Annotated in this window: 22 protein-coding genes; 13 read left to right on the top strand and 9 right to left on the bottom strand. The window is 65.2% G+C overall.

The genetic code is table 11. From position 1 onward, the window contains the following. Positions 1 to 417 precede the first annotated feature (417 nt). The 3 genes from MESOP_RS16030 to MESOP_RS16020 are packed head-to-tail and all read left to right on the top strand — an operon-like array spanning position 418 to position 5,664. On the top strand, positions 418 to 4,524 hold the full coding sequence (locus MESOP_RS16030; protein WP_041164153.1) for a Pls/PosA family non-ribosomal peptide synthetase: 4,107 nt from the start codon (positions 418 to 420) through the stop codon (positions 4,522 to 4,524). Continuing rightward, positions 4,511 to 4,999 carry a GNAT family N-acetyltransferase gene (locus MESOP_RS16025; protein WP_049802370.1) on the top strand — a complete coding sequence of 163 codons (489 nt, stop codon included), beginning with the start codon at positions 4,511 to 4,513 and terminating at the stop codon, positions 4,997 to 4,999. Before MESOP_RS16030 ends, MESOP_RS16025 begins: the two co-directional genes overlap by 14 nt. Further along, entirely contained in the window at positions 4,996 to 5,664 is a 669-nt protein-coding gene (locus MESOP_RS16020) for a 4'-phosphopantetheinyl transferase family protein (protein ID WP_013894368.1), read from the top strand. The genes MESOP_RS16025 and MESOP_RS16020 overlap by 4 nt, the downstream gene beginning before the upstream one ends. Before the next feature lie 27 nt (positions 5,665 to 5,691). Here MESOP_RS16020 and MESOP_RS16015 read toward each other — a convergent pair whose 3' ends face one another. From MESOP_RS16015 to MESOP_RS33700, 3 genes are all read right to left on the bottom strand, one after another. Next, complete coding sequence (locus tag MESOP_RS16015; RefSeq protein ID WP_013894367.1) at positions 5,692 to 6,792, bottom strand: KamA family radical SAM protein; 1,101 nt, start codon at positions 6,790 to 6,792, stop codon at positions 5,692 to 5,694. A 161-nt stretch (positions 6,793 to 6,953) separates the two neighbouring features. Further along, positions 6,954 to 7,850: an NmrA family NAD(P)-binding protein gene (locus MESOP_RS16010; protein ID WP_013894366.1), complete on the bottom strand. Its 897-nt coding sequence runs from the start codon at positions 7,848 to 7,850 to the stop codon at positions 6,954 to 6,956. Continuing rightward, positions 7,847 to 8,023, bottom strand: coding sequence for a YjiS-like domain-containing protein (locus MESOP_RS33700; RefSeq protein ID WP_013894365.1), 177 nt, complete (start codon positions 8,021 to 8,023; stop codon positions 7,847 to 7,849). Before MESOP_RS33700 ends, MESOP_RS16010 begins: the two co-directional genes overlap by 4 nt. A gap of 216 nt (positions 8,024 to 8,239) precedes the next feature. Here MESOP_RS33700 and MESOP_RS16005 point away from each other — a divergent pair, with 216 nt between their 5' ends. Continuing rightward, entirely contained in the window at positions 8,240 to 9,151 is a 912-nt protein-coding gene (locus tag MESOP_RS16005) for a transcriptional regulator GcvA (protein WP_013894364.1), read from the top strand. A gap of 189 nt (positions 9,152 to 9,340) precedes the next feature. Here MESOP_RS16005 and MESOP_RS16000 read toward each other — a convergent pair whose 3' ends face one another. Both MESOP_RS16000 and MESOP_RS15995 read right to left on the bottom strand, forming a co-directional pair. Then, on the bottom strand, positions 9,341 to 9,553 hold the full coding sequence (locus MESOP_RS16000; RefSeq protein ID WP_013894363.1) for a tautomerase family protein: 213 nt from the start codon (positions 9,551 to 9,553) through the stop codon (positions 9,341 to 9,343). A gap of 87 nt (positions 9,554 to 9,640) precedes the next feature. Further along, positions 9,641 to 10,381 (bottom strand): SDR family oxidoreductase, encoded by a 741-nt coding sequence (locus MESOP_RS15995; RefSeq protein WP_013894362.1) that lies wholly within the window; start codon positions 10,379 to 10,381, stop codon positions 9,641 to 9,643. 104 nt (positions 10,382 to 10,485) lie between these two features. On the opposite strand from MESOP_RS15995, the gene MESOP_RS15990 reads away from it, so the two are divergent. Beyond that, a complete protein-coding gene (locus MESOP_RS15990) occupies positions 10,486 to 11,379 on the top strand; it encodes a LysR family transcriptional regulator (protein ID WP_013894361.1) in 894 nt (297 codons plus the stop codon). 185 nt (positions 11,380 to 11,564) lie between these two features. Here MESOP_RS15990 and MESOP_RS15985 read toward each other — a convergent pair whose 3' ends face one another. Further along, positions 11,565 to 12,398 (bottom strand): inositol monophosphatase family protein, encoded by an 834-nt coding sequence (locus MESOP_RS15985; protein WP_013894359.1) that lies wholly within the window; start codon positions 12,396 to 12,398, stop codon positions 11,565 to 11,567. Positions 12,399 to 12,604: 206 nt separating this feature from the next. Between MESOP_RS15985 and MESOP_RS15980 the strand changes: the two genes are divergently transcribed. The 5 genes from MESOP_RS15980 (at position 12,605) to htpG (ending at position 18,895) form a co-directional block, all read left to right on the top strand. Beyond that, the gene (locus MESOP_RS15980; RefSeq protein ID WP_013894358.1) at positions 12,605 to 13,630 is read left to right on the top strand and encodes a LacI family DNA-binding transcriptional regulator; all 1,026 of its coding nucleotides are present in this window, start codon (positions 12,605 to 12,607) and stop codon (positions 13,628 to 13,630) included. Between the two features lie 37 nt (positions 13,631 to 13,667). Next, complete coding sequence (locus MESOP_RS15975) at positions 13,668 to 13,853, top strand: hypothetical protein (protein ID WP_013894357.1); 186 nt, start codon at positions 13,668 to 13,670, stop codon at positions 13,851 to 13,853. A gap of 123 nt (positions 13,854 to 13,976) precedes the next feature. Continuing rightward, positions 13,977 to 15,632 (top strand): acyl-CoA synthetase, encoded by a 1,656-nt coding sequence (locus tag MESOP_RS15970; protein ID WP_013894356.1) that lies wholly within the window; start codon positions 13,977 to 13,979, stop codon positions 15,630 to 15,632. 69 nt (positions 15,633 to 15,701) lie between these two features. Further along, positions 15,702 to 16,589 (top strand): hypothetical protein, encoded by an 888-nt coding sequence (locus MESOP_RS15965; protein WP_013894355.1) that lies wholly within the window; start codon positions 15,702 to 15,704, stop codon positions 16,587 to 16,589. A 419-nt stretch (positions 16,590 to 17,008) separates the two neighbouring features. After that, a complete protein-coding gene (gene htpG, locus MESOP_RS15960) occupies positions 17,009 to 18,895 on the top strand; it encodes a molecular chaperone HtpG (protein WP_013894354.1) in 1,887 nt (628 codons plus the stop codon). Positions 18,896 to 18,937: 42 nt separating this feature from the next. On the opposite strand, the gene MESOP_RS15955 is transcribed toward htpG, so the two are convergent. Continuing rightward, entirely contained in the window at positions 18,938 to 19,477 is a 540-nt protein-coding gene (locus MESOP_RS15955; RefSeq protein WP_245265107.1) for a class I SAM-dependent methyltransferase, read from the bottom strand. Positions 19,478 to 19,791: 314 nt separating this feature from the next. Between MESOP_RS15955 and MESOP_RS15950 the strand changes: the two genes are divergently transcribed. Beyond that, positions 19,792 to 21,330 carry a bifunctional AfsR/SARP family transcriptional regulator/alpha/beta hydrolase gene (locus tag MESOP_RS15950; protein WP_013894351.1) on the top strand — a complete coding sequence of 513 codons (1,539 nt, stop codon included), beginning with the start codon at positions 19,792 to 19,794 and terminating at the stop codon, positions 21,328 to 21,330. 36 nt (positions 21,331 to 21,366) lie between these two features. Here MESOP_RS15950 and plsY read toward each other — a convergent pair whose 3' ends face one another. After that, on the bottom strand, positions 21,367 to 22,059 hold the full coding sequence (gene plsY, locus MESOP_RS15945; protein WP_013894350.1) for a glycerol-3-phosphate 1-O-acyltransferase PlsY: 693 nt from the start codon (positions 22,057 to 22,059) through the stop codon (positions 21,367 to 21,369). 227 nt (positions 22,060 to 22,286) lie between these two features. Between plsY and MESOP_RS15940 the strand changes: the two genes are divergently transcribed. Next, entirely contained in the window at positions 22,287 to 23,831 is a 1,545-nt protein-coding gene (locus MESOP_RS15940; RefSeq protein WP_013894349.1) for an FAD-dependent monooxygenase, read from the top strand. 478 nt (positions 23,832 to 24,309) lie between these two features. Continuing rightward, on the top strand, positions 24,310 to 24,957 hold the full coding sequence (locus MESOP_RS15935) for a glutathione S-transferase family protein (protein WP_013894348.1): 648 nt from the start codon (positions 24,310 to 24,312) through the stop codon (positions 24,955 to 24,957). A 127-nt stretch (positions 24,958 to 25,084) separates the two neighbouring features. On the opposite strand, the gene MESOP_RS15930 is transcribed toward MESOP_RS15935, so the two are convergent. Continuing rightward, complete coding sequence (locus MESOP_RS15930; protein ID WP_041164152.1) at positions 25,085 to 25,447, bottom strand: hypothetical protein; 363 nt, start codon at positions 25,445 to 25,447, stop codon at positions 25,085 to 25,087. Between the last annotated feature and the right edge of the window lie 37 nt (positions 25,448 to 25,484).

Raw genomic sequence — 25,484 nt, 5'->3', positions numbered from 1 at the left:
TGGCCCCGCTGAAATGAAGACCCGGAAGGGCGGCGCTTTATTCCCGGGCCTCGCAAGATTCTTTGGGAGGAAGGAATCCGGGGCAAAAAAGAGCACCGAGACACAATCCAGAAACAATATTCAACAGTTCGGAAAAACTGGCGAAAAGATCGGATGGCATAAGCGTGTCCCAGCGACCGGGAATCGGCCGCACAGCGCATCGGATTGGGCACGGGCAATGCAACGCGGTTCGAACGGATGGATGTCGCTCGCCGCCAGCGGTGCGTCTGCCTCCGCCCCGCGCCCTGCGCGCCGGTCATTCCACCTTCACCAACAACGTCAAATTGCAGCGGCCGCACAGCCGACAATGCCTGCTTGAGCGGCGGCACGATCGACATGTGCCTGGCACGGTTCGGCTAGGATAAGAAAGTTTTGGAAATGGACCACGGTGTCGATATCGCCGAACTGGACAGGGAAGCGGCAAGATCGGGCGGAGAGCCCGATCGGGCGGGCCTGGATAGCATCGAAGCTCTTGTAAGGATCGCCCCGCGGACAGTGGCGCGCAGCCAGATCCTGGCGGGCGCCGATTTCGCCCGGGCAGGTCAGCCAGATGAGCGGCTCGATGCGGTCTTCGAGCAGCTCGCCGAAAGCTTCGCCACGCTGCCGGCGGTGATCAGCGAGGGACGTGTCTGGACCTATCGCGAGCTCGACAGGCGGGCCAACCAGTTCGCCCGCCTACTGGTCGAGCGTGGCGTGCGGCCGGGTCACCGGGTCGGTCTCATCCTCGACCGGTCGGCGGAGACCTATGTCGCGGTGCTCGCCGTAACGAAGGCCGGAGCCGCCTTCGTGCCGCTGGCCACCGCCTTCCCGCAAGAGCGCATGACCCTCATCATCGAAGACGCCGGCGTGAGCCTGATCGTCACCATCGCCGCCTATGCGGAGCGAGCCGGTCTGCTGCCGGTTCCCCATGTGCTGATCGACAGCGCCGCCACCGACATCTCCGCACGCTCCGACGCAACGCTGCGGCTCGACGCGGCGCCCGCCGACGACATCTGCTACATCCTCTACACGTCGGGCACGACAGGCAGGCCGAAGGGCGTCGCCATCCGGCACCAGAGCTTCGTCAATTTCATCCGCGTCGCCGCCGCATCCTACGGATACCGGCCGGGCGATCGCGTCTACCAGGGCATGACCATCGCCTTCGACTTTTCCTCCGAGGAGATCTGGGTGCCCTTCGTCGCCGGCGCGACGGTGGTGCCGGCACCCGGCCCGCTAACGCTGGTCGGCGAGGAGCTGGCCGATTTCCTGCGCCACCATGAGATCACCTGCATGGCCTGCAGCCCGACCCTGCTGTCGTCCATGGCGAGCGACGTGCCGAGCCTGCGCACGCTGCTGGTGGGCGGCGAGGCCTGCCCGCACAATCTGGTGGTGCGCTGGTCCAGGCCCGGCCGGAAGATCCTCAACACCTATGGCCCGACCGAGGCGACCGTCACCGCGACGATGGGTGAACTGACCCCCGATAAGCCCGTGACCATCGGCGCGCCGCTGCCCACTTATTCCATCGTCATCCTCGACCCCGAAGTGCCGGCACTGGCCGAGCCGGGCGAACTGGGCGAGATCGGCATTGCCGGCATCGGCCTTGCCGTGGGCTACCTCAACAGGCCCGACCTCACCGAACAGAAATTCATCGCCGATTTCCTCGATTTGCCCAACAACCCATCGCGGCGCATCTACCGGACGGGCGACCTTGGCCGGATCAACGACGACGGCGAGATCGAGTATGCCGGCCGCATCGACACCCAGGTGAAGATCCGCGGCTACCGCATCGAGCTGGGCGAGATCGAGGCGGTGCTGCTGGACCAGCCGGAGATCGCGCAGGCCGCCGTCACCACCTGGGAGATCGAGCCCGGCCGCGTCGAACTCGTCGCCTATTTCGCGCCAAAGGCCGGCCTGCCGCCGCTGTCGCGCGCCGATATTGCCAGCACGATGAAGCGGCGCCTGCCGGATTACATGGTGCCCTCCTATCTGGAGGAACTGCCGGCGATCCCGATGACGGTTTCCAACAAGGTCGACCTTCGCCAGCTTCCGAAGCCGACCAGCATCAGGCTTTCCGCCGACCGCGAGATGGTGGCGCCCGGGAATGACGACGAGCGCTTTCTCGCCGAGGCGCTGGCCGCGGTGCTGAAATTCGACGCAGTGTCCGTCGAGGACAATTTCTTCGACGACCTCGGCGCCAACTCCCTGCTGATGGCCCATTTCTGCGCGCGCGTGCGCACCCGGAAGGAATGGGCGACGGCCTCCATGCGCGACATCTATCTCTATCCGACCGTGGCGCGCCTGGCCAAGCACCTGCGCGTGGCCGAAGAGATGACGACCGCCACCAACGAACCTGTCCTCACCCGCCAGGCGTCGAGCCTTGTCTACTGGACTTGCGGTGCCGCGCAGCTCGCCTTCTACGGCCTCTACAGCTATGTCGCGCTATGGGCGGTCAATGACGGCCTCAACTGGGTCTATGACGCGCTCGACGAGCCGCTGCAGCTCTATATCCGGTGCGTGGCGCTCTCGGCCGGCGTGTTCTTCGGCATGTCGGGCTTTGCCGTCGCCGCCAAATGGCTGCTTGTGGGCCGCTGGAAGGCCGAAACGTTCCCCATCTGGGGCCTGCGCTATTATCGCTTCTGGGTCGTCAAGACCTTGATCCGCACCGCGCCCGTGGTCCTGTTCCGCGGCAGCCCGCTCTACAGCATCTACCTGCAGCTGCTTGGAACCAGGATCGGCAAGAACGCGGTCATCGAATCCAAGTCCGTGCCCGTCTGCACCGATCTCATTTCGATCGGCGCCCAGACGATCCTGCGCAAGGAATCGATGATCCTCGGCTATCGGGCCCAGGCCGGCTATATCCACACCGGGCCGCTGACCATCGGCCGCGACGCTTTCGTCGGTGTTGGCTGCACCATCGACATCGACACCAAGATCGGCGACGGCGGCCAGCTCGGCCACTCGTCCTCGCTGCAGCGCGGGCAAAGCATCCCGGACGGCGAACACTGGCATGGATCGCCGGCGGTGCCGACCACGGCGGACTATTGCAAGGTACGCGCCGTCGATCCGTCCAATGTCCGGCGCGTCCTCTACGAAGCGGTTCAGTTGATCGGGTTGTTCGCCATCGTCACCCCGCTGCCGCTCCTGTTCCACAGCTATTGGGAAAATGTCGGCGACGACTATCAGGAGACGATCGGCCTGGTCGCGATCGGCACCACGGTCACGCTTCTCGGATACATCGCCGCGGCCTTCCTCGCCGCGACGGTCGTGCCGCGCCTGATAAGCCTGGTGCTGAAGCCCGGCCGCACCTACTCGCTCTATGGTTTCCGCTACTGGCTGCAGACCGTCGCCGAATTCTCGAGCAACTCGCGCGTGCTCGGCCTGCTGTTCGGCGACAGTTCGGCAATCGTCCACTACATGCGCGCCATCGGCTGGAATCTCAACAAGGTGGTGCAGACGGGTTCCAATTTCGGCTCCAACCAGCAGCACGAAAACCCTCTCCTGTGCGAGATCGGCACCGAGACCATGGTCTCGGACGGGCTTTTCATGATCAATATGCACAAGTCCGCCACCGCCTTCAGGCTCGAGCCGACGCGCATCGGCGAACGCAACTATCTCGGCAACAACATCTACTATCCGCCGGATGGACGCACGGGCGACAACGTGCTGCTCGGCACCAAGGTGATGGTCCCCGTCGATGGACCGTTACGCGAGAATGTCGGGCTTCTGGGCTCTCCGGCTTTCGAGATCCCGCGCATAGTGAACCGCGACAAGGAACTCATCGCCGGCGTCGACGAGGCCGACCGCCGACAGCGCATCCCGCACAAGAACCGCCACAATCTGGTGACCATCCTGCTGTTCGTGGCAACGCAATGGGTGATGCTGTTCGCCACGCTGGCGATCTGGGACCGGGCGCTGAACTACTACAGCGAGTGGGCGGAGGTCGCGCTTTTCGTGGCCGTGCTCCTGACCTCGGCCATCACCATCCCGTTCTACATCCTGGTCGAGCGGGCAAGCCTTGGCTTTGGCAGGCTCAAGCCCCAGATCACGACGATCTACGACGTCGCCTTCTGGCGCCACGAACGCCACTGGAAGCTTGCCGATTCACCGATCGTGCGCCTGTTCGCCGGCACGCCGTTCCGGCCGGTGATCCTGCGCCTGCTCGGCGTCAAGGTCGGCAAGCGCGTCTATGATGGCGGCAGCAACCTGACCGAACGTTCCCTGGTGGAGATCGGCGACGACGTCACCCTCAACGAGGGCTGCGTCATCCAGGCCCATTCGCTCGAAGAAGGTGCGTTCAAGTCCGATTACATCCGCATCGGCAATGGCTGCACGCTCGGGCCCTCCGCCTTCGTCCACTATGGGGTGGTGATGGGCGAAGGCTCGGTGGCCGACACCGATTCCTTCGTGATGAAGGGCGAGGAGTTGGAGCCCAACTCGATCTGGCGCGGCAACCCGGCCAAGCTGCATCGGTTCGTGACTCCGGTCGCCGACGATGGCGAAAAGTGACGGAACGTCCCGCGAGATGGTGGAAATCCGTCTCGTCCCGGTGACCAGGGCCAACCGGGCCCTGGTCACGTCCCTGCGACTGGCGCCGGAGCAGATCGATTTCGTCGCCAGCAATGCGGACTCCCTGGATGAAGCCAGATCCGACAGGGATGCACGGCCACGCGCGGTGATCGCCGGCGACCGTGTCGTCGGATTTCTGATGTACGAGGCGCCGCGCGATGACGACGAGGCGCGCATCTATCGCTTCATGATCGACCGCTCCAGCCAGGGTAAAGGCTACGGCAAGGCCGCGCTGCGTGAAGTGCTGGGCGAAATCCGGGGGCTCGGCCACGTCAGGCACGTCTCGATTTGCTATGAACCGGAGAATGAGGCCGCGCGCCGGCTCTACCGCGCCGCCGGTTTCGTCGAGGAAGGCCTCGACGAGGACGGGGAAATGATCGCCGAGCTCGTGCTGCCCGCATCGAGCGGCCGATGACACTTCCCGCAATTCCGTCCGCCCTGGAGCAGCTTGAGGAAATCTCACTCGCGCGGGCGCTGGCCGCCATCGCCCCCAACGGCGTCCGCACCGGATGCCGGATGATCCGTGGAGGCGACGAGGCGCACCTCTTGCCCGCGGAGGCGCAATCCATTCCGGCGCGCCAGCCGGCCATGCGACGCGCCAGCGGCGCGGCGCGGTGGATCGCGCACCGGCTGCTGGCGGATCTCGGCGTCAACGACCTCGCCATCCCGCGCGGCACCTCCGGCGCGCCGGTCTGGCCCGGCGAGATAGTTGGTTCGCTCGCCCATGACGACGAGATGGCCGTGGCCGCGGTCGCGCCGCTTGGCCACATCGCCTCGCTCGGCATCGACGTCGAGCCGGCATTGCCCCTGCCCGACGAGCTCCTGGCGATTGTTCAAACCCCAGCGGATGAAACCGGTGCGGCGCCCCTGCATCTTGCCGGCCGTATCCTCTTTTCAGCCAAGGAGGCGGTCTACAAGGCGGCATATGCGCTCGACCGCAATGTGCTAGGCTATGAGGATATCACTGTCGACCTCAACGCAGGTCGCGCGGTGACGAAGACGGGCCGCAGCGTCCGCCTCGCATACCGCATAGCGCCGCGCGTGGTCGTGCTGGCGTTTGTCGAGGCCGGTGCGGACTAGCTGATCCGGCGCCGGCGCACCTGCTTCTCACGCTTCGGTGATCTCCGTATATCCCCTCACCGCGCCATCCTGCCCGCGTATCCGCCAGCTCTCCCCATCGCGTCCCTCGATAGAGCACGGCCCGAGCGGCACCTTGCCGCCGCCTTCCGGGAGGTCCAGCACATAGACGGGATTACAGATGCCCGACAGCCGCGCCCTCAGCGCTTCCACCAGCGCCTGGCCCTGCGCAATCGTGGTGCGCCTGTGCGCCATGCCGCGCGCGAGGTCGCCATGGTGCAGGTAATAGGGTTTTACCCCCAACCGGTACATCAACTCGCGGCAGAGCTCTTCCAGCACTTCGACGCTGTCGTTGACGCCCTTGAGCAGAACGCTCTGGTTGAGCAGCACGAAGCCCGCCTGGCGCATTGTCCGGCAAGCCGCCTCGGCAGCGTCGGTGATCTCGCGTGCATGGTTGAAATGGGTGACGACGGTGACCATCAGCCGGCCTTGCAGCGCTTCGACCAGCCCTGGCGTGATGCGTGACGGCAGCGCCACCGGCACGCGGGTGTGGATACGCAGCAGCCGCACATGGGGGATAGCCTCGATGCGCATGAAGATTTCGGCCAGTGCCTTGTCCGACAGCGACAGCGGATCGCCGCCGGTCAGGATCACCTCGCGTATCTCGGAGTGGTCGGCGATATAGGCCAGCGCCGGCTCCAGCGCCTCGCGCGTGTAGCCGCGGCCGATCGAGGTCAGGGATTCCTTGCGGAAGCAGAACCGGCAATAAACAGCGCATTGATAGGTCGGGAACAACAGCACCCGGTCGCCATGGCGGTGCGTCAGCCTGGGCACCGGGCTGAAGTCGTGATCGGCGATCGGGTCGCCAAGCTCACCCTCCGCTTCCACCAGTTCGTCCGGCGACGGGATCACCTGTGCCCGGATAGGGTCGGCCGGGTCGTTCCAGTCGATCAGGTCGAGATAGGTTTTTGGCACGCGCACCTTGTGAAGCGTCGCGGCTTGCTGGGCGGCTTGGCGCTCGGCGGGCGACAGCGGCAAGGCGGCCAGATCGCGGACATGCCGCACGCCCTGGCGGACATCGTCCTGCCAGGTGGCGTCGGTGGCACGGGTTGCATCTTTGAGGTCGGTCATTGCGGGTCTCGGGCTGTTCGCGCGGACCTATCGGCCGGATGGGCGGTTGGGTCAACCGCCATGGACGCCAAACGATGTCTGCCCCGCCCTACGACGCCCCCCTCTGTCCTGCCGGACAGAGGGGGCGTCGTAGCGCACCAACCTCGCAAGGCATCCAACCTTCACACCGTCCGCCCGCCTCCTGCAGCCATCTCCACAAAGGCGCTCTCGATCGTCTCGAACCTCAACTCCGGATAAAGCGCACCGGCCTCGGGAGTGGCCGTCTCCAGCGCGGTCTCGCCGCGGATCCAGAATGCGCGCAGCAATGCGAGGCCAGGGACGGCCGCGATCAGCGCCTCCAGCTCGTCGGCGTTCATGTGCTTGATGCCAGGCGAGCGGCCGCTCACCTTGCGCCACAGCTCGATCATCTCGTTCTGCGTGATCCTGTTCTGCGCGATGCGGATTTCGCGGCGGACGGCACCCGGATCCTCCAGCGCACGCAGGGTGACGGCGGCGATGTCCTTTTCGCTGACGAAGGTCGCCGGCACATTGCCATCGCCGTAGAGCGTGACCTCATCCGGCGGCAGGGACGTCGAGCCGAACCGCGTCAGGTCGCCTAGCGTGGCCACCCAGGTCGAGAAGAAGCCATTGGTATATATCACCGTATAGGGCAGATCGGCTTGCCTGACCGCATCGAACACGGCTCGCTTGATGTCGAGCGGTTCGATCGAGCCGGGTGCGGCGGCGGCAAAGTCGAGGCCGAAGCCGGCGGAGGGCACATAGCGCGAGACGCCGGCATCCTTGATGGCGCGCACCAGCGTCATCTCGCTGGCCGAGCCAACATGCACCGAGCTGATGACGCGATCGACCTTGCCGACGGCGCGGACAAGGCTGTCATAGTCGTCGAGATCGCCGACATGGACCATGGCGCCGAGGTCTCGCAGCGGGCGCATCCGCTCCTCATTGCCTGCGGTTGCCGGCCGGACAAGGACATGCAGGCTGTCGCCGTTGCGCGCACTCGCCTTCGCCATTTCGCTGCCCAGAAGTCCCGTCGCGCCGATGATCAAGGTGCTGGTCATATTCCCCTCCCGTTGCCAAGAATGGAACCGTCCCAGTCGCGCTCCAGGCCGATGTCGCGCAGGCGTCGGTCCGAGAGGCGTGAAACCTGACGCAGGGTGCGGCGGTGCTCGAATGCTGCTACGCTTCGCATGGCAAGGCCACCTATCGCGGCGCCGATATATCCAAGGGTCATTGTTCGTCTCCTGTGTTCGTTTGGGCGCAAGGATGCCGGTGCCGCCCAGCGGGCGAGCATGACGATCGCTCACACTCATGTCTGGTCTTCAGCGCATCGGCGAGCCGGAAAGCTCGATGTGGATGCGCGGTACGCCTTGAATATTGGCCATCTTTGGGCTGGACGACAAACGACTCTTTGTGCAGGATTTGTGAGCAATGCTCACAGGTCGAGACCATGCCGCGCAGACTGCCACCCCTCACCGCTTTGCCCGCCTTCGACGCCGCCGCCCGGCATTTGAGTTTCTCCAAGGCGGCGGAAGAGCTCAACGTCACCCATGGCGCGGTCAGCCGCGCCATCCGCAACATCGAGGACAGGCTGGGCATCCAGCTGTTCGATCGCGGGACAAGGTCGGTGCGCCTGACACCCGTGGGCGCGGCCTATGCGGCGGAGGTCGGCAAGGCGCTGGACCAGATCGCCGCCGCCACCATCGCCGCAACGCCGGACCGCTCGACGCGCGTCCTGAACGTCAGCACCTCGGACGGCTTCGCCGGTCGCTGGCTGGTGCCGAGGCTGCATCGCTTCCACCGCGCCAACGCTGATATCGACGTGCGGTTGTCGACCTCGGGCGTGTTTGCCGATTTCGTCAGCGACGGCATCGACATCGCCATCCGCTATGGCCGGGGCGACTACACCGGGGTGACCGTCGAGTTTCTCGCCGATGAGGAGGTCTTCCCGGTCTGCAGCCCGGAACTCCTGGCGGGTGAACATCCGCTGCGCCGGCCCGAGGATCTCAGGCATCACAAGCTGATCCACGATGCTTTCCGCATCGACTGGGCGACATGGCTGGACCAAGCCGGCGTGACGGACATCGACGCCAAGCGCGGCGTGCGCTTCGATTCAGCCACCTTTGCCGTCGAGGCGGCGGTGCATAGCGAAGGCGTTCTGCTCGGCCGCAGCGCGCTGGTCTCGGCCGACCTTGCGGCGGGGCGCCTAGTGCGGCCTTTCGACCTCGCGCTGAAATCGGCGGCTCGCTACTACGTCGTCTATCCCGAAGGCGCGCTGCGCCAGAAAAAGGTCAGGGCGTTCCGCGACTGGCTGTTCGCCGAAATCGCGGCCGACTGGGTCGGGATGCCCAAGAGAGATTGAGCGGCGCCGCGGCCCCACCCCGCTGCTTCGCAGCGACCCTCCCCACAAGGGGGAGGGTTAGGAAGCGCCTTGTTCACCTATGCGACCGTGCTTTATGGAAATGCAGAAAAAGCTCAGCTCCCACCTTCCCTTGTGGGAAGGTCGGACCAAAGGTCCGGGTGGGGGTACTGGCGCAAACCTTTCCCTGAGCTACTCCTTGGCGCGGTAGGCTTCCGGCACGACGAACACTTCGTCGGCGCGACCATAGCCGCCGTCGGCGACCTCCTCGACCAGCACCATCGTGTAGGGCCGCACGCTCTCGCCGAAAAAGTCGACGAACATGGCGGTGGTCCGATGGATGAGGTCTTCCTTCTGTGCCCTGGAGAGGGCCGCCTGCGGCATCTTGATGTTGGCGAATGGCATGATCGTTTCCTTTTGTGTTGAAGTTGGATTTCAGGCTTTGGGATGGAGCAGCCGTCCGGCGGCTGGAGACGCCGTCGACAGCCTCCTTCAGATCACGCCGCCATTGGCGCGGATGATTTGCCCGTTGACCCAGAAGCTGTCCGGCCCGGCTAGGAACGAGACCACGCCGGCGATGTCGCCGGGCTGGCCGAGCCGGCCGAGCGGGATCATCTTGCCGATCGCCTCGATCTGCGCCGCGCTCTTGCCGTCCGTGAACAGCGCCGTCTCGACCGGTCCGGGCGCCACCGCGTTGACGGTGATACGGCGCGCGCCAAGCTCCTTGGCGAGAATGTGCGTCATCGCCTCGACCGCCGCCTTGGTGGCAGCGTAGACGCCATAACCCGGCTGATAGAGGCCGACGACGCTGCTGGAGAATGAGATAATGCGGCCACCATCACGAAGCCGGCGCGCGCCTTCGCGCATTCCACGGAACACGCCGCCGAGATTGGTGGCGACCTGGTGGTCGAAGGAGGCGTCATCGGTCTCGGCGACTGGCGAAAGCTTCATGATGCCGGCATTGTTGACGAGAATGTCGACGCCCCCAAACGCCTGCTCACCGGCATCGAAAAGCATGGCGATACCAGCCGGATCGGCGATGTTGGCCTGTATGGCAACCGCCTTACCGCCTTCGGCTTCAATCGTGCGGACAAGCTCTTCGGCCTCCGCACGGCCTCGTGAATAATTGACGACAACGGCGACGCCGTCACGGGCAAGCCGCCGCGCGATCGCAGCACCGATGCCCTTGGAAGCGCCGGTCACGATCGCCGCTTTGGTTGGATTGGATATCATAGACGTGTCTCCGTGTTGTCAGTGACACGGGATATATGCCAAGCCATCTTTCGGATAATCAGTCACCTATTGACATCACTATTCGGAAACTGCGAACAAAGGCCATGGATCGCCTGGACACGATGCGGCTCTTCGTCCGCGTGTTGGAGCGGCGCAGCTTCACCGCTGCCGCCGCCGATCTCGGACTGCCCCGTTCAACCGCGACGGAAGCGATCCGGCGGCTGGAAGAACATCTCGGCGCGCGGCTCCTGGAACGCACGACACGGCAGGTGAACGCCACGCAGGACGGCGAGGCCTACTACCGGCGTTGCCTGTCGATCCTGGCTGAGATCGAGGATGCGGAAGCCGCCTTCCGCAACGCCGAGCCATTCGGCCTGCTGCGCATCGACGCCAGCACGCTGCTCACCCGGACATTTCTTCTGCCGCGCCTGCCGGAATTCCTCGCCCGCCATTCCCGCATTGACCTGCAGATCGGCCAGAGCGACCGGCTGGTCGATCTGGTGCGCGAGGGCGTCGATTGCGTTATCCGCGTCGGCGAGCCGCCCGACAGCGGCATGATCATGCGGCGGCTGGCCATGATCCGCGAGATGACCTGCGCCAGCCCCGCCTATCTCGAACGCCACGGCACGCCCGCCTCCCCCGACGCGCTCGACGGCCACCAGGCGGTCGGCTTCGTCTCGTCGCGCACCGGCGAGGTGCTGCCCTTCGAATTCACCGTCGGCGGCAAGACCCGCGAAGTCAGGCTGCCGGGCCGCGTCGCCGCCAACAATTCCGACACCGCCGCCGACCTGGCCAGGCTTGGCCTCGGCCTCATCCAGGCCCCACGTTATCGCTTCGAAAAGGATCTTGCCGACGGCACGCTCATCGAGGTGCTGGCCGACTATCCGCCCTCTCCGACGCCACTCTCGGCGCTTTACCCGCAGAACCGGCAGCTTTCGCCCCGGCTGCGCGTCTTCCTCGACTGGGCCGCGCGCATCTTCGCCGAGGCGAACCTCTAGGGGTGAGATCCAGCCCTATTCGCCGGCGATCAGCACGATCTTTGCGGGGTCGAAATCGATGCCGACGACGGTTCCTTCCGCCACGGCGGGCGAATGGCGAGTGCCGCGAGACCAAGCCATGCCCTGCCCCGCCTGCGAACAAATGGACCTTTCATCGATATTCCTCCCTTTAACTGCTCTTGAAATCAACCGTCGTCGAGCGGCACTCCGATCACCTGGGACAGTGTCGCCGCCACGCCTGGTGCTGCGGCAAGCACGGGATTGCCCTTCGTCATGCCCTCGCCGTCGAGGAACCGGTTCACCCGGCCCCCGGCCTCCTCCACCAGAAGCAATCCGGCCAGGCAGTCCCAAGAATTGATGTGAAGCTCGGCATAAGCATCCGAGCGGCCGTCGGCGACATAGGCCAGCCCAAGCGCTCCCGAGCCGGAGCGCCGCACATTGGCGCCGAGTGACCAGACCAGCGCGACCTTGTCCAGATAGTCGCGGTTCGGGATCCTGGGCGACCAGCCGAACTCGACAAAGGCGCGGTCGAAAGCTTGCGTCGGCGAAACATGGATCGCCGCGCCGTTGCGCGTCGCGCCGCGTCCGCGACGGGCAAAATACGTCTCGCCGACGGCCGGATTGGAGATGCCGCCGATCTCGCTGCGGCCGTCCTGGACGAAGGCGATGGAGATGCAGAAATGCGGAATGCCGCGCATGAAATTGGCGGTGCCGTCGATCGGGTCGACGACCCACATGCGGACCGAGCCGGTGCCGCCGGTCTCCTCGCCCAGGAACCCGTCCTGCGGAAAGGCCGCGGCCAGCGTCGCACGGATGTGCTCCTCGACCTTGCCGTCGGTTTCGGTGAGAAAATCCTGCGGCCCTTTCATCGCCACCGGCTGGGTGGCGTCGAGCCTGGAGTATCCCTCCATCGCCAATTCTCCCGCCGAGGCGAGCAGCTTGCGGCAGACATCGGCACGCCTGTCCATTTCGGCATCGGACAGCCGGTCCGCCCCAGGATGCGCCACTGCCGTGCTCATGCAGCCGGTCCGGACAATCGCGCCCTCGATACCGTCGTCGCTGAAATGGACAGGATAATCCTCCAGTGCCGCATTTGTTGCACGGCTGTGCAAAGCTGTTTCATTCAGGCGCAGGTGTCAAGTGGGGCAGTAGCAATAGCTCGGAACTTGCGCTATGTTGCACTGCCGTGCAAGGAATCACGAGAAACAGCAGCGAGACATTTCGCTTGACCGTCCAGAGAGCCCGCAACGGTTTTTCCAGCGCCCAGCAGGTCGCCGACCTCGCCGGTGTTTCGCGTTCGGCCGTGTCGCGAACCTTCACCCCCGGCGCCAGCGTCTCGGAAGAAACCCGCGAGCGTGTGCTGCTGGCGGCCGAGCAGCTCGGTTATCACGTCAACCATCTGGCACGCGGCCTGATGCGGGCTTCCACGGGCATCGTCTGCCTCATCGTTGCCGACGGCGACACGCCCTATCACGCCCGCCTGCAGCGGGTGCTGACCCAGCATCTACGGGATGCCGGCAAGGTGGCCATGGTGTTCAACACCTCAGGCCCCAGCCATCATGTCGATCAGGCATTGCGCAACACGCTGAATTATCGCGCCGATGCGAGCATCGTGCTGTCCGGTTCGCCGCCGCAAGTCCTGATCCGCACCTGCCTCGAAAACGGCCAGCGGCTGATCCTGATCAATCGCGACGATCGCTTCGACGGGCCGCACAACATCGGCGTCGACAACGCCGCAGCCGCCGAGGCGGCATTGCACGCCTTCATCCGCGCCGGTTGCACGAGGCCTGCCTTGGTCACGTCGGCCGCCGGCACGCCCAGTCTCCTGGTCCGCGAGACGGCTTTCATCGCCGCCGCGCGGAAGGAAGGGCTGGAAATGATCCTGTGGCGCGAAGGGCGCACCGGCTACGCAACCGGCGTCGAGGGCGCCAGGCGCCTGTTTTCCGGCCGGCAGCGGCCGGATGCGGCGTTCTGCGTCACCGATCTCATTGCCTGCGGCTTCCTGGACGCGGCGCGCCATGAGTTCGGCATCAGCGTGCCGCGCGATCTTTGCGTCATCGGCTTCGACGATATCGAACAGGCCGACTGGGCGTCATACCGGCTGACAACGTTCGCACCGCCCATCGAGGAGATCGCCACGCACGCCGTGCGGCTGGCCACCGGTGCGCGGGACGAAGGCGGTGCCGGCAGCCGTATGATCTACCATGCGCCGATGATCTGGCGTGGCACCGTAAGGCCGGGGCAGAGCTGATGCGAAGCATGCCCGGACCAGATTGGGATGCGCACTGATGCCAAAGAAGAAGGCCAGGAAGACGCGTCATGTGGCAAGACCGGTCGAGGTCTCGGTGAGTCCCGAAATCCGGCGGATGATGCGCAAGTTCGGCCTGACCGAGGAAGAAGCGCTGCGCATGATGCGCGAGTGCAGCGCCACACTCTACGGCTCCAGCGCCGGACACAGCCGGCAAGGATCCTAGCTCCGCCCGCCGGTTCTTCTGCCTGCGCGACCGGCTTCCTTCATTGCCCATCCACGCCATCTGATGTCATTGTCGCCGCGACGGCGCTCCGTGGGGAGATGTGGCGCCGCCAGGGAGACTGCCATGACCAGGACCGGCTTGCCGCGCTACGAGGACGCTGTTCAGCACTTTCGCATCGAAGATGAGATCGCCAGGCTCGACGGCGACCCGGCGACCGGCATCAATGCCTATGTCGAATGCTGCGGCCGCCATACCGGCAGCAACCGTCTGGCGCTGCGCGCGATCTCGGCCGGCGGCGAGCTCAGGCAATTCAGCTTCGACGATCTGGCCGATATGTCGGGCCGAGTCGGCAACCTGCTCAAGCAACTGGGCGTCGGCCCCGGCGATGTCGTCGCCGGCATGCTGCCGCGCATTCCCGAATTGGTAGCGCTGATCCTCGGCACGTGGCGCATCGGCGCCGTCTACCAGCCGCTGTTCACCGCATTCGGCCCAAAAGCGATCGAGCACCGGCTCGGCTACAGCGGCGCGAAATTGGTGGTGACCAATCCGGCCAATCGCGGCAAGCTCGACGAGATCGAGACCTGCCCGCGCGTGGCAACCATTCTCGACCCAGGCGATACCCTGCCGCAAGGCGACATCGATTTTCGTGCCGCCATTGCCGCCGTCTCTCCCGACTGTGAGCCGGTGATGCGCAAAGGTTCCGACCTGTTCATGATGATGTCTACCTCGGGCACGACAGGCCTGCCCAAGGGCGTGCCGGTGCCGCTCAGTGCGCTGCTGGCCTTCGGCGCCTATATGCGTGACGCGATCGGACTTCGTCCAGACGATGTCTTCTGGAACATCGCCGATCCCGGCTGGGCCTATGGCCTCTATTACGCCATCACCGGCCCCCTGCAGCTCGGCATCGCCACGACCTTCAACGAAGGACCTTTCAATGCCAGGAGCACCTATGAGGTCATCGAGCGGCTCGGCGTCACCAGCCTGGCCGGTTCGCCCACCGCCTTCCGCCTGCTGCTCGCCGAAGGTCCCGACGCCGCCGCTCGCGTCAAGGGCCGGCTGCGCGTGGTAAGCAGCGCCGGCGAGCCGCTAAACCCGGAGGTGATCCGCTGGTTCGACGCCCACCTCGGTGCGCCCATCCACGATCATTACGGCCAGACCGAGAACGGAATGATGGTCAACAATCACCACGGCCTCGCGCATCCTGTCCGCGCGGGCTCTGCCGGCTTTGCCATGCCCGGCTACCGCATGGTGGTGCTGGACGAGGCCGGCAACGAGCTCGGCCCCAACCAGCCTGGCATCCTTGCCGTCGACATCGCCAACTCGCCGCTGCGCTGGTTCGATGGCTACCACCAGGCCGAAACGCCGGCGATCACGGGCGGCTACTACCGCACCGGCGACACGGTGGAATACGAGCCGGACGGCTCGGTCTCCTTCATCGGCCGCGCCGACGACGTCATCACCTCATCGGGTTACCGCATCGGCCCCTTCGATGTCGAAAGCGCGCTGATCGAACATCCCGCGGTCAACGAGGCCGCCGTGGTTGGTGTGCCCGATCCGCAGCGCACCGAGATCGTCAAGGCCTTCGTAATCCTGGCGCCCGCTTACAAGGGCAGCGAGGCGCTCGCCGAGGAACTGGCGCAGCATGTCCGCAAGCGGCTTTCTGCGCATGCCTATCCGCGCGAAATCGATTTCGTGACGGAATTGCCGAAGACGCCGAGCGGCAAGATCCAGCGCTTCCTGCTGAGGAAGGCGGAGGTGGAGAAGCGAAAGCAAACCTGACCATGTTTTCACCATGCTCGTTGCACAATGTCTTCCGCACAACACCCTGGAACTGGAGAGATTCCCATCATGCGGCTGGTCTGGACGGTCATGTTCGCGCTGGCGAGCAGCGCGGCTTTCGCGGCATCGCCGGAGGACGACTATATTGCCGCGCGCGACAAGGCGATTGCAGCCATCGCGGCGCTCAACAGCGCGAACGCTCCCGTGGAAGACCTCGATGCCGCCGATGCCAAGGCGCGGACCGATCTCCAAGGGCGCCTCTCCGCACTTCTCGGCCCCCTGGCGGTCAAGGATTTCCCGGCAACCGGCACCATCAATCTGGAAAGCCTGAGCGACGCCGATGTCGGATATGGCATGCTCGACGGGCTGCGATACACCAAGAGCGATGACGGCCCGAGCCTCTTGGCAACGACGCGGGGTCTGCTCGACCGCTGGCTTCAGGCCCGGTCCGCCGAGACCGACGCCGCGCTCAAACTGCCCACCGATATCAACGAAGCGCTGAAGCTCGACGCCTTCTACACCCAGGCGATCAACAGCGACGCCGCCTTCCTGGGCACGCTCGATTTTCCGCTGAAGAAGCCTGATGGCGCCGACATCGCCATTGCGCGGCTCGGCGGCTGGACGCAGGATGTCGGCCCGATCTACGAGCAGCAGGTCGTCGTCACGCTGGTCAAGGGCAGCAGCGTCATGATCGCCTCGGCGCCCGCCACACCACCTGTTCCCAAGATCGCGGCCTGCGAGGCCTTGTGGACGGCGGCGGACGAAGCCGCCCAGAAACTCGCCGCGCAGGCGTCCGGGCAGCAGGACGAAACGGCCTATGATGCCGCCAATGCCGCCTGGGAAAAAGGCGACGGCGACTATCGCAAATGCATGGGCGAACAGTTGCCGAAAGACGCGGCCTTCCCGGCTCTGGTCGGCGAGGCGCAGGCGCTTGCCGACCAGATGGCGGGGAAGTAGCGCGCGGCACGGACGCTGCCAATCTCCCCACTCGTGGGGGGTGAGGAGCGGCCCGCGCAGCGGACGGAAAGCCAATTGCTGGGCTTTCCGAGCGACGAACGCCGGCAGGCCAGAGGGGGCGCCGTAGGGCGCCAACCTCATCGGTGCGAGAGAACGCATCGCGACGACGGATGGACTGGAAGAGTCGGCGGGACAGCGCCCCCCTCTGCCCTGCCGGGCATCTCCCCCACTAGGGGGGAGATTGGCAGTTTTGCCGCCGGCGCCCAGTTTCTCAGCCTCTTGTCACTCTCCCATTCCATCACGATATTGTCGTGGCGCTGGCAACTGCCGAGTTGCCAGCGTTATTGAAAATGGTTGAAAGGGACATCCCGAACGCGCTACCGCGCGGCGGGCGGATGAACAGCGTGGGAAAAATCTGAATGACGACCGATACGAAAGCGACGGAAACCAGGGCGTTCGAGGCGGATGTTTCGCGGCTGCTGCACATGATGGTGCACTCGGTCTATTCCGATAAGGACGTCTTCCTGCGCGAGCTGATTTCCAATGCCGCCGACGCCTGCGAGAAGCTGCGTTTCGAGGCCGTCAGCCGGCCTGAGTTGCTGGCCGATGACCCCAAGCCACGCATCTCGATTTCGGCCGATCCCGACAACAAGCAGATCACCGTCGAGGACAACGGCATCGGCATGAGCCGCGACGACATGGCCGAGGCCCTTGGCACGATCGCGCGGTCGGGCACGCGCGCTTTCATCGAGCGGGTTGGTTCCAGCACCGAAGACACCCAGCTCATCGGCCAGTTCGGCGTCGGCTTCTACTCTGCCTTCATGGTGGCCGACCGCGTCGACGTCGTCAGCCGGCTGGCGGGAAGCGAGGAAGCCTGGCGCTGGTCGTCCGACGGCAAGGGCTCCTACGAGATCGCGCCCGCCCCGCTCGAAGCCGCCCCCAGGCGCGGCACCCGCGTCGTGCTGCATCTGATGGACGATGCCGTCTCCTACACCGGCTCCTATCGGCTCGAGCAACTGGCCAAATCGCAATCGGGCCATGTGCCGGTGCCGATAACGCTCGTCGAAAAACCTGGCGCCGAGGCGCGCGACATCGCCGATGGTACGGCTCTCTGGGTCAGGCCGAAGAGCGAGATCAAGCCCGAGGAATACACCGACTTCTATCGCGGCGTCGCCGGCCAGTATGACGAGCCGGCCGCCACCATCCACTTCCGCGCCGAAGGCCGGCAGGAATACTCGGTGCTTGCCTTCGTGCCCGGATCGCGCCCGTTCGATCTCTTCGACCAGGACCGCAAGGGCCGCATGAAGCTCTATGTGCGCCGCGTGTTCATCACCGACGATGCCGACCTCCTGCCGCGCTATTTGCGCTTCGTGCGCGGGCTGGTCGATTCCGCCGATCTGCCGCTCAACGTTTCGCGCGAGATGATCCAGGAAAGCCCACTGCTGGCCGCGATCCGCAAGGGCCTGACCAATCGCGTGCTCGGCGATCTCGCCAAGCTGGCCGAGAATGAAGCCGAGGCCTACGCGAGTATCTGGGAGAACTTCGGCGTTGTTCTCAAGGAAGGGCTCTACGAGGACCATGAGCGCCGCGAGCAATTGCTGAAGCTTGCCCGCTTCCGCTCGACCGGCTCTGGCGAAGGCTGGCGCGGGCTTGCAGACTATGTCGCGACGATGAAGGAAGGCCAGAAAGCGATCTTCTTCATGGCCGGCGACGACCGCGCGCGGCTCGAAGCCTCGCCGCAACTCGAAGGGTTCAAGGCACGCGGCATCGAGGTGCTGTTGCTCACCGACCCGGTCGACAGCTTCTGGGTGACGATGGCGCCGGACTTCGACGGCAAGCCGTTCAAGTCCGTGACACAGGGCGTGGCGGAACTGTCGGACGTCCCGCTGCCCGACGGCGCCACCAAGCCGGACACGGCAACGACACCGGAAGTCGAGGGCTTCCTGGCCTTCGTCAAGGCGGCGCTCGGCGATGCCGTCTCGGACGTCAAGGCATCAGATCGCCTGACCGAAAGCGCCGTCTGCCTGGTCGCGCCCGAACATGGCCCCGACCGTCAGTTCGAGCGGTTGCTCAATGCCGCCGGCCGCCTCGACAAGGCGGCGAAGCCGATCCTGGAAATCAATCCGCGGCACCAGCGCGTGCTGGCGCTCGCCGGCCTTGGCGAGGACGAACAGGCCTTCAAGGACGATGCGGCCCATCTCCTCTATGACGAGGCGCGCGTGCTCGACGGCGACAAGCCGGCCGACGCCAGGGCATTTTCCGATCGCCTTGCCCGGCTGATCGCACGCGGCATTTCGAAGGGCTGAGCGCACGCTCAGCCTCACTTGATCGCCGAGCCTCGACGGCGATCAACCTGTCGGCGCCGCGACGCCGGCGTGGTGGCTTCCCAATTGCCAGAAGGGCAGCGGAAACCGCCTGCGCTCTTCTTCGATAAGGTGGAAGCCCGCCCCGCGGATCAGGCCCAACGGATCGCGGTTGAGGTGACAGCCGCCGGCGAGCCGCCCCCACAGGCGGTTCAGGCGCTCCTGCCACCTGCGGCAACGCGGCCCCTCGGCCTGGCCGTGCTCGATGAAGATCAGCCGCCCCGTTGGCTTCAGGACGCGCCGGATTTCGCTCAGCGCCGCCTCGGGGTCCGGAATGGTGCAAAAGGCATAGGTGACGACGACCGTGTCGGCGCAGGCATCGGCCAATGGCAGGCTTTCGCCGCCGGCACGCAGGCATTCGACATCGAATGGCGAGGAGCGGCACTTCGGTCCGGCCAGACCGAGCATTGTGCCGTCGGGATCGACGCCGACCAGCCGCTTCACCCGGGCGGCGTCGTAATAGGGAAGGTTCAGGCCGGACCCGAAGCCGACTTCGACGACGATGCCCTCTGCCCGCGGGATCATGCGCCTCCGCATATGCGCGAACGCGTTCGCCGAACAGCCGGCGTGGACGAAATAGGGAGCAACGCAGCGTGCGTACCAGGAAAGACAGGATTGGCACATGTGTCAGCCTCCCTGCCGTATGGTTGCGGCACCGACAGGGGTGCCGGCATCGATCTCGAACGTAGAGTGATGGGTGAACGTATTGACCAGTGGCATTTCTCGCTCCAAGGGAGTCTCCTGATCGGGCCCATTTGGCCCGGCGTCGTGGGGTAGATAGAAGGCCGGCGTCCCCTCAACGTCCTCTCAAACCCCTTCGGCGGCCGCACACGGTTTCGATGGAACGATTGGCGTTCCGATTTCTGGGGTTTCCGGAGTTCCGCCTGAACGGGCGGCGGGTGGAGCTTGCCTTGCTCAAGGCGGCTGCGCTCCTGATCTATCTCGCAGAGGCCGGCGGACCCGTGGCGCGCGACGTCGCCGCCACGCTTCTGTGGCCTGAAACCGACGAAGAATCCGCACGGGCACGCCTTCGCCGCACACTGTATAAAATCCGCATCGCTTTCGGCAGCGAGCTCATCGCCGCCACCGGAGCATCGCTCGTCCTGCACCCGGAGCTGTCGGTCGAGGTCGACTCCAGCTTTTTCGAACATGCCTGCAATGTCGGTCCCCTCGACGCGGCGGCCGATACGTACCAGAGCGACTATCTCGCCGGCTTCTCAGTCCCGGATTGTCCGGAATTCGAGGAATGGGTTTTCTTCAGGCGCGAGGCCTTGCGCAGCCGCCTGGTGCAGGTGCTGGAACGGCTGGTCGAAGCCAAGATCGCCGATGGCGAGCCCCGTGCTGCCGTCGTGAGCGCGACACGCCTGGCCGGACTGGATCCCCTGAGCGAAAGCGCGCACCGTCACCTGATCCGTGCCCATCTGGCGGCCGGAGACAGGGCGGCGGCCGAGCGCCAGGTCGAATCCTGCGTGCGGCTGCTGAGGGATGAACTCGGCGTAGCGCCGGACCCCGCCACCCTTGCCCTGCTGCAGCAGCCAACGCACGATGCCGCCGTCCCCGCAACGCACTACATCGAAGTCGACGGCATCCACATCGCCTACCAGATCGTCGGCACCGGCCCGATGGACATCGTGCTTGTTCCCGGCTTCATTTCACATGTCGAGCGCATTTGGGAAGACGGACGCTGTCGCGCCTGGCTCACTTCGGTTTCGCAGATGGGCCGCCTGATCCTGTTCGACCGGCGCGGCATGGGGCTTTCCGACCGCGTCGGCGCCCGCCCCACCGTCGAAGCGACGGCGCAGGATATTCTGGCGGTCATGAATGCGGCCGGCAGCCGTCGGGCCCTGCTCATCGGCGCCTCGGAGGGTGGGCCGGGTTGTGTGCGTTTTGCCGTGGATCACCCCGATCGCCTCAGCGGCCTTGTCCTCTGGGGCTCGCTCGCGAAAGGCAGCCACGCCCCCGACTATCCCTTCGCCCTGACCGCCGCGCAATATGATCTGTGGAAGCGACGCCTGCTCGCCGGCTGGGGCGGTCCGGCGGAGATCGAAACCTTCGCGCCGAGTCTCGCCGGTGACCGTCAGGTTCGGACCTGGTGGGCCGGACTGCTCAGGGCAGCCTCCAGTCCCGGCGCGGTCGCGGGGCTGTTGGAGGCACTGAGTGATACCGATGTCCGTCATCTCCTGGCAAAGGTCTCGGCCCGGACGATGGTGCTGCACCGCGCCGGCGACCGCGCCGTGCGCGTCGAGGCAGGGCGGTTCCTCGCCGCCAGGATCCCGGGCGCACGGTTCATCGAGGTCGCCGGTCACGACCACTGGTTCTGGGTCGGCGACCAACAGCCACTGCTCGACAGCATCGGTGCGTTTGCGCGAAGCGGCTGATTGGCAAGGTCGCGCATTCGTTCGCCGTCGTAACCCCTAGCTGTTGTTGTTCGGAAGCGTCTCTTCGCCCTGGATGGAGGTCAGGCTGCTTTGCCCAAGGCGAGGCTCCGTCCCGTCAAGCAGCCGCCGGATGTTGGCACGATGGCGTGCGATCACGTAGAGGCCGCCCGCGATCACCAGCAGCCGATAGGCCAAGGGCTGCTCCATGCCGCAGACCAGCGCGATCGCGGTCAACGCCGCCAGCATCGAACTCAGCGAGACAATCCTGGAAATAGCCAGTACCGCGCCAAACACCGCCGCGGCACCCAGACCGATCGGCCAGGACAACGCCAAGAGCACGCCCAGCCCCGCCGCGGCGGATTTGCCGCCGGTGAAATTCAACCAGATCGAACGGCCATGCCCCAGCAGCACGGCAAGTCCGGCAAGGCAGACGGCCCAGGGCACGAAGCTTTGCGGATCAAGCCCCGCCGGAGGTGTCAGAAACGGCAATGCATAGAGCCAGCGGGCAAAGGCGATCGCCGCCACGCCTTTCAGCACATCGACCAGCAGCACCACCAAGGCGGGCCCTTTTCCCAACATTCGCAACACGTTGGTCGCGCCGGTTGATCTGGAGCCATGCTCGCGTATGTCGATCCCCTTGAGCAGCTTCCCCGCCAGGTAGCCCGTGGGTATGGACCCGAAGAGATAAGCGATCGCCAATCCAGCCACGCTCGCTATCCAGAAAACCATGGTCTCATCCTGTTGCGTATCGATCACGTCACCCTTATACAGCCGCTGTCGGAAAAGGCAGTGTTGGTTTGGTAAGCCCAACTCCTCTCGGTGACGAGAGCTCTGGTCTTTGGCTTCGTGCACGAGATCCCCGCGACGAACATCGGGCGCTATTGCGCCCCATCGTTCGTCCGTGTGGAACTCAACTCGAGGAACGCTCCGGTCGAACATCGACCAAGGAGCAGTTCATGCACAGCCACCACTCGAATCCCTATGATGTCGTGATTGCCGGCGCCGGTCCGGTCGGTCTTTTTCTCGCCTGCGAGCTTCGCCTCGCGAGCCTCTCTGTCCTTGTGCTGGAGCAGGCCGAGGATCCCGGCTCTGCGTTGAAGCGGCTCCCCTTCGGTATGCGCGGCCTGACGGTGCCCACCATCGAGGCGTTTCACCGTCGCGGCCTGCTGGAAGACATTGCGCCGCCCACCAATGATGGCTCCGGCGGCGGCAAATTGGCCGACGCGCACTGGATGCAGCAGCAGCGCCGACCCGGCGGCCATTTCGCCGGCATCCAGTTCTACCTCGACGCCATAGACCGCTCGAAATGGCCATACCGCCTGCCCGGCTCGGCGGGCACCAGCATGGCCGTCGAGATGGAGCATCTCGAAACCGCGCTTGCCGCACGCGCAAGCGCGATAGGCGTCGAGATCAGGCGTGGCCTCGGCGTCGAAGCCGTTGATCAGTCGGACGAACATGTGACCATCCGCGCCGGCGGCGAGACCTTTCGAGCATGCTGGCTCGTCGGTTGCGATGGCGGCCGCAGCACGGTTCGCAAGCTTGGCGGCTTTGCCTTCACCGGCACCGATCCCGAATTCACCGGTTATTCCGTTGAAGTCGAAATGGTCGACCCGGACAGGTTGAGCCTTGGCCGCCACTACACGCCGACGGGCATGTACACCTACTCACGGCCAGGCACCATCGCCATGGTCGAGTTCGACGGCGGCGCCTTCCACCGCACAGAGCCGATCACACCAGAGCATGTACAGGCAGTGCTGCGCCGCGTGTCCGGCACGGACGTCACCTTGACGGCGCTGCGGCTCGCCACCACCTGGACCGATCGCGCCTACCAGGCGACCGCCTACCGCAACGGCCGGGTGCTGCTTGCCGGCGACGCCGCCCACATCCATTCCCCGCTGGGCGGCCAAGGGCTCAACCTCGGGCTTGGCGATGCCATGAACCTCGGCTGGAAGCTGGCCGCCACTATCCGCGGCGACGCGCCGGCCGGCCTGCTCGACAGCTATTTCGATGAGCGGCATCCGGTGGGCGCGCAGGTTCTCGACTGGTCGCGCGCCCAGGTCGCACTGATGCGGCCAAGCCGCAGTTCGCGCGCGCTTGAAGCCATTATCCGCGATCTCATCGACACGCGCGACGGCGCGACCTATTTCGCCGAGCGCGTGTGGGGTATTTCGCTGCGCTACGACCTCGGCGGCAACCATCCGCTGGTCGGCCGCAGCGCACCAGACTTCGAACTGGCCGACGGGACGAAGCTCGGCGAACGCTTGAGGTGCGGGGGAGGCCTGCTTCTGGACTTCGACGCCAACCCTGCCCTTCAGGCGCTTGCAAGCCGCTGGAGCGGGCTCATCACCTATGTCGCCGTCGACGCCAGGGAGCGACTGGGCCTGAGCGCCCTACTCGTGCGTCCGGATGGCGTCGTCGCCTGGGCCGCAGATGCTGAGCCCGACCTTGAGGAGCTGAGCGGGACCGCGTCACGATGGTTTGGCGACGCGGCGACACCGTAAAATCTTCCCCTACCCATCTATCGGCTGGAAGGCACGAGTTCGCCAACCTTGGCGGCCTTCCTCTCCCTCCGGAGGGGGGGAGAGGTGGCGCTGCGAAGCAGCGACGGAGTGGGGGAAGCCATCGCCAAACGCGCCGCCGTAAGACAGGTATAACCCGGCAGGCAAGAAAACCTAAGCAAGCGGTAGTCAGGCGGAAGCATGCTTCGATGAAGATCGACCCCCACTCCGTCGAGCTTCGCTCGACACCTCTCCCCCGATCGACGGGGGAGAGGAACCCAAGCTGGAACAACGCCGCGTTCCTTCACCCCCCCTCTGCCCTGCCCGGCATCTCCCCACGAGTCCTTCGACGGGGAGATCGGCAGCTTCGGCGCCGACCCTGCCCTCTCATGGCTGAAAAAGAGGCAGGGTGTCGGAAAGCACCCCGCTCATTCGTCCTTTGGGCGCAACCAAAAACCATACCCGACACCGGAGCCTGCCAATGACCCCCACCATCACAGCCTTTGAACGATCGCCCGATGGCGGCAAGGGACTGGCGCGCGATACGCGCGTTCGCTGGGCGCTCGAAGAAGTGGGGCAGCCCTATGAGGTTCGTCTCGTTTCCTTCGCGCAGATGAAGGCACCCGAGCATCTGGCCATCCATCCCTTCGGCCAGATCCCCACCTATGAGGAAGGACCTCTGCGCCTGTTCGAGACCGGTTCGATCGTCTTTCATCTTGCCGAGCGGCATGCCGGTCTGCTGCCTGGGGATGGCGATGCCCGCGCGCGTGCCATCACCTGGATGTTTGCCGCGCTCAACACCGTCGAGCCGCCGATCCTCGAATTGATGACGGCAAGAATATTCGAACGTGACAAGCCTTGGAGCGAAGAGCGCCTGCCGCTGGTAAAGGACCGTGTTCGCGCGACGCTGGACAAGCTCTCTGTTCACCTGGGCGCCGCCGACGGGCTCGATGGTGCGTTCAGCGCCGGCGATCTGTTGATGGTATCGGTGCTGCTGCGACTGAGAATGTCAGGCATTTTGGACGAGTATCAAAACCTGGCCGCCTATGTGGCGCGCGGGGAAGCTCGGCCCGCTTACATCAGGGCTTTCGCCGCGCAATTTGCGGTCAACGCCCCGTCAATCAGCTGAAACACCAATGCCCGGTGCTTCCAGCTTGACCGCTTTTGGCGTCAACCTTCCTCCCAGGCTGACCAGATGTCCGCAACGAACGACGCGCCGTCAACAGCCGCCTTCGTGCTCCGCGATGAAAGTGTGTCTATGGATATTTCGTCTGTGCGCTCGCGGGGCTGAAATCGCCTTCCAATTCCTTCGGCAGCGGAAGGCTTGAGCATTGCAGGTGCACCTCGCGGGCGAACAGCTTCCGTTGCTTCTGTTCGTGCTCCTTGGTGGCCGCGATGATTCCCAACCCGTACGGGCCAAGCGCGACGAATTCCCAGCCCGGATGGAGCTTTTCACGCGCCTGATAGTCCGAAGCCGCCGCCCGCGCCTGCTGGCATTGCGGCGACGCCCATTTCTGGTCCTGCTGCGAAAGCGACGCCCCGTAGTCAACCGGCGAGGTCGCGCATCCAGCCAGCGTCGCGGCCAATGCGGACGTCGCAATTCCCATCGCAATTCTCATCCTGAAGCTCTTCCCCTGAATTGCACCTTGAATCGCA

The organism is Mesorhizobium opportunistum WSM2075 (assembly GCF_000176035.2).
Taxonomy (GTDB): Bacteria; Pseudomonadota; Alphaproteobacteria; order Rhizobiales; family Rhizobiaceae; genus Mesorhizobium; species Mesorhizobium opportunistum.
Note: the sequence above shows the minus strand (reverse complement) of the source record. Positions and strands in the feature narration are given on the sequence as shown.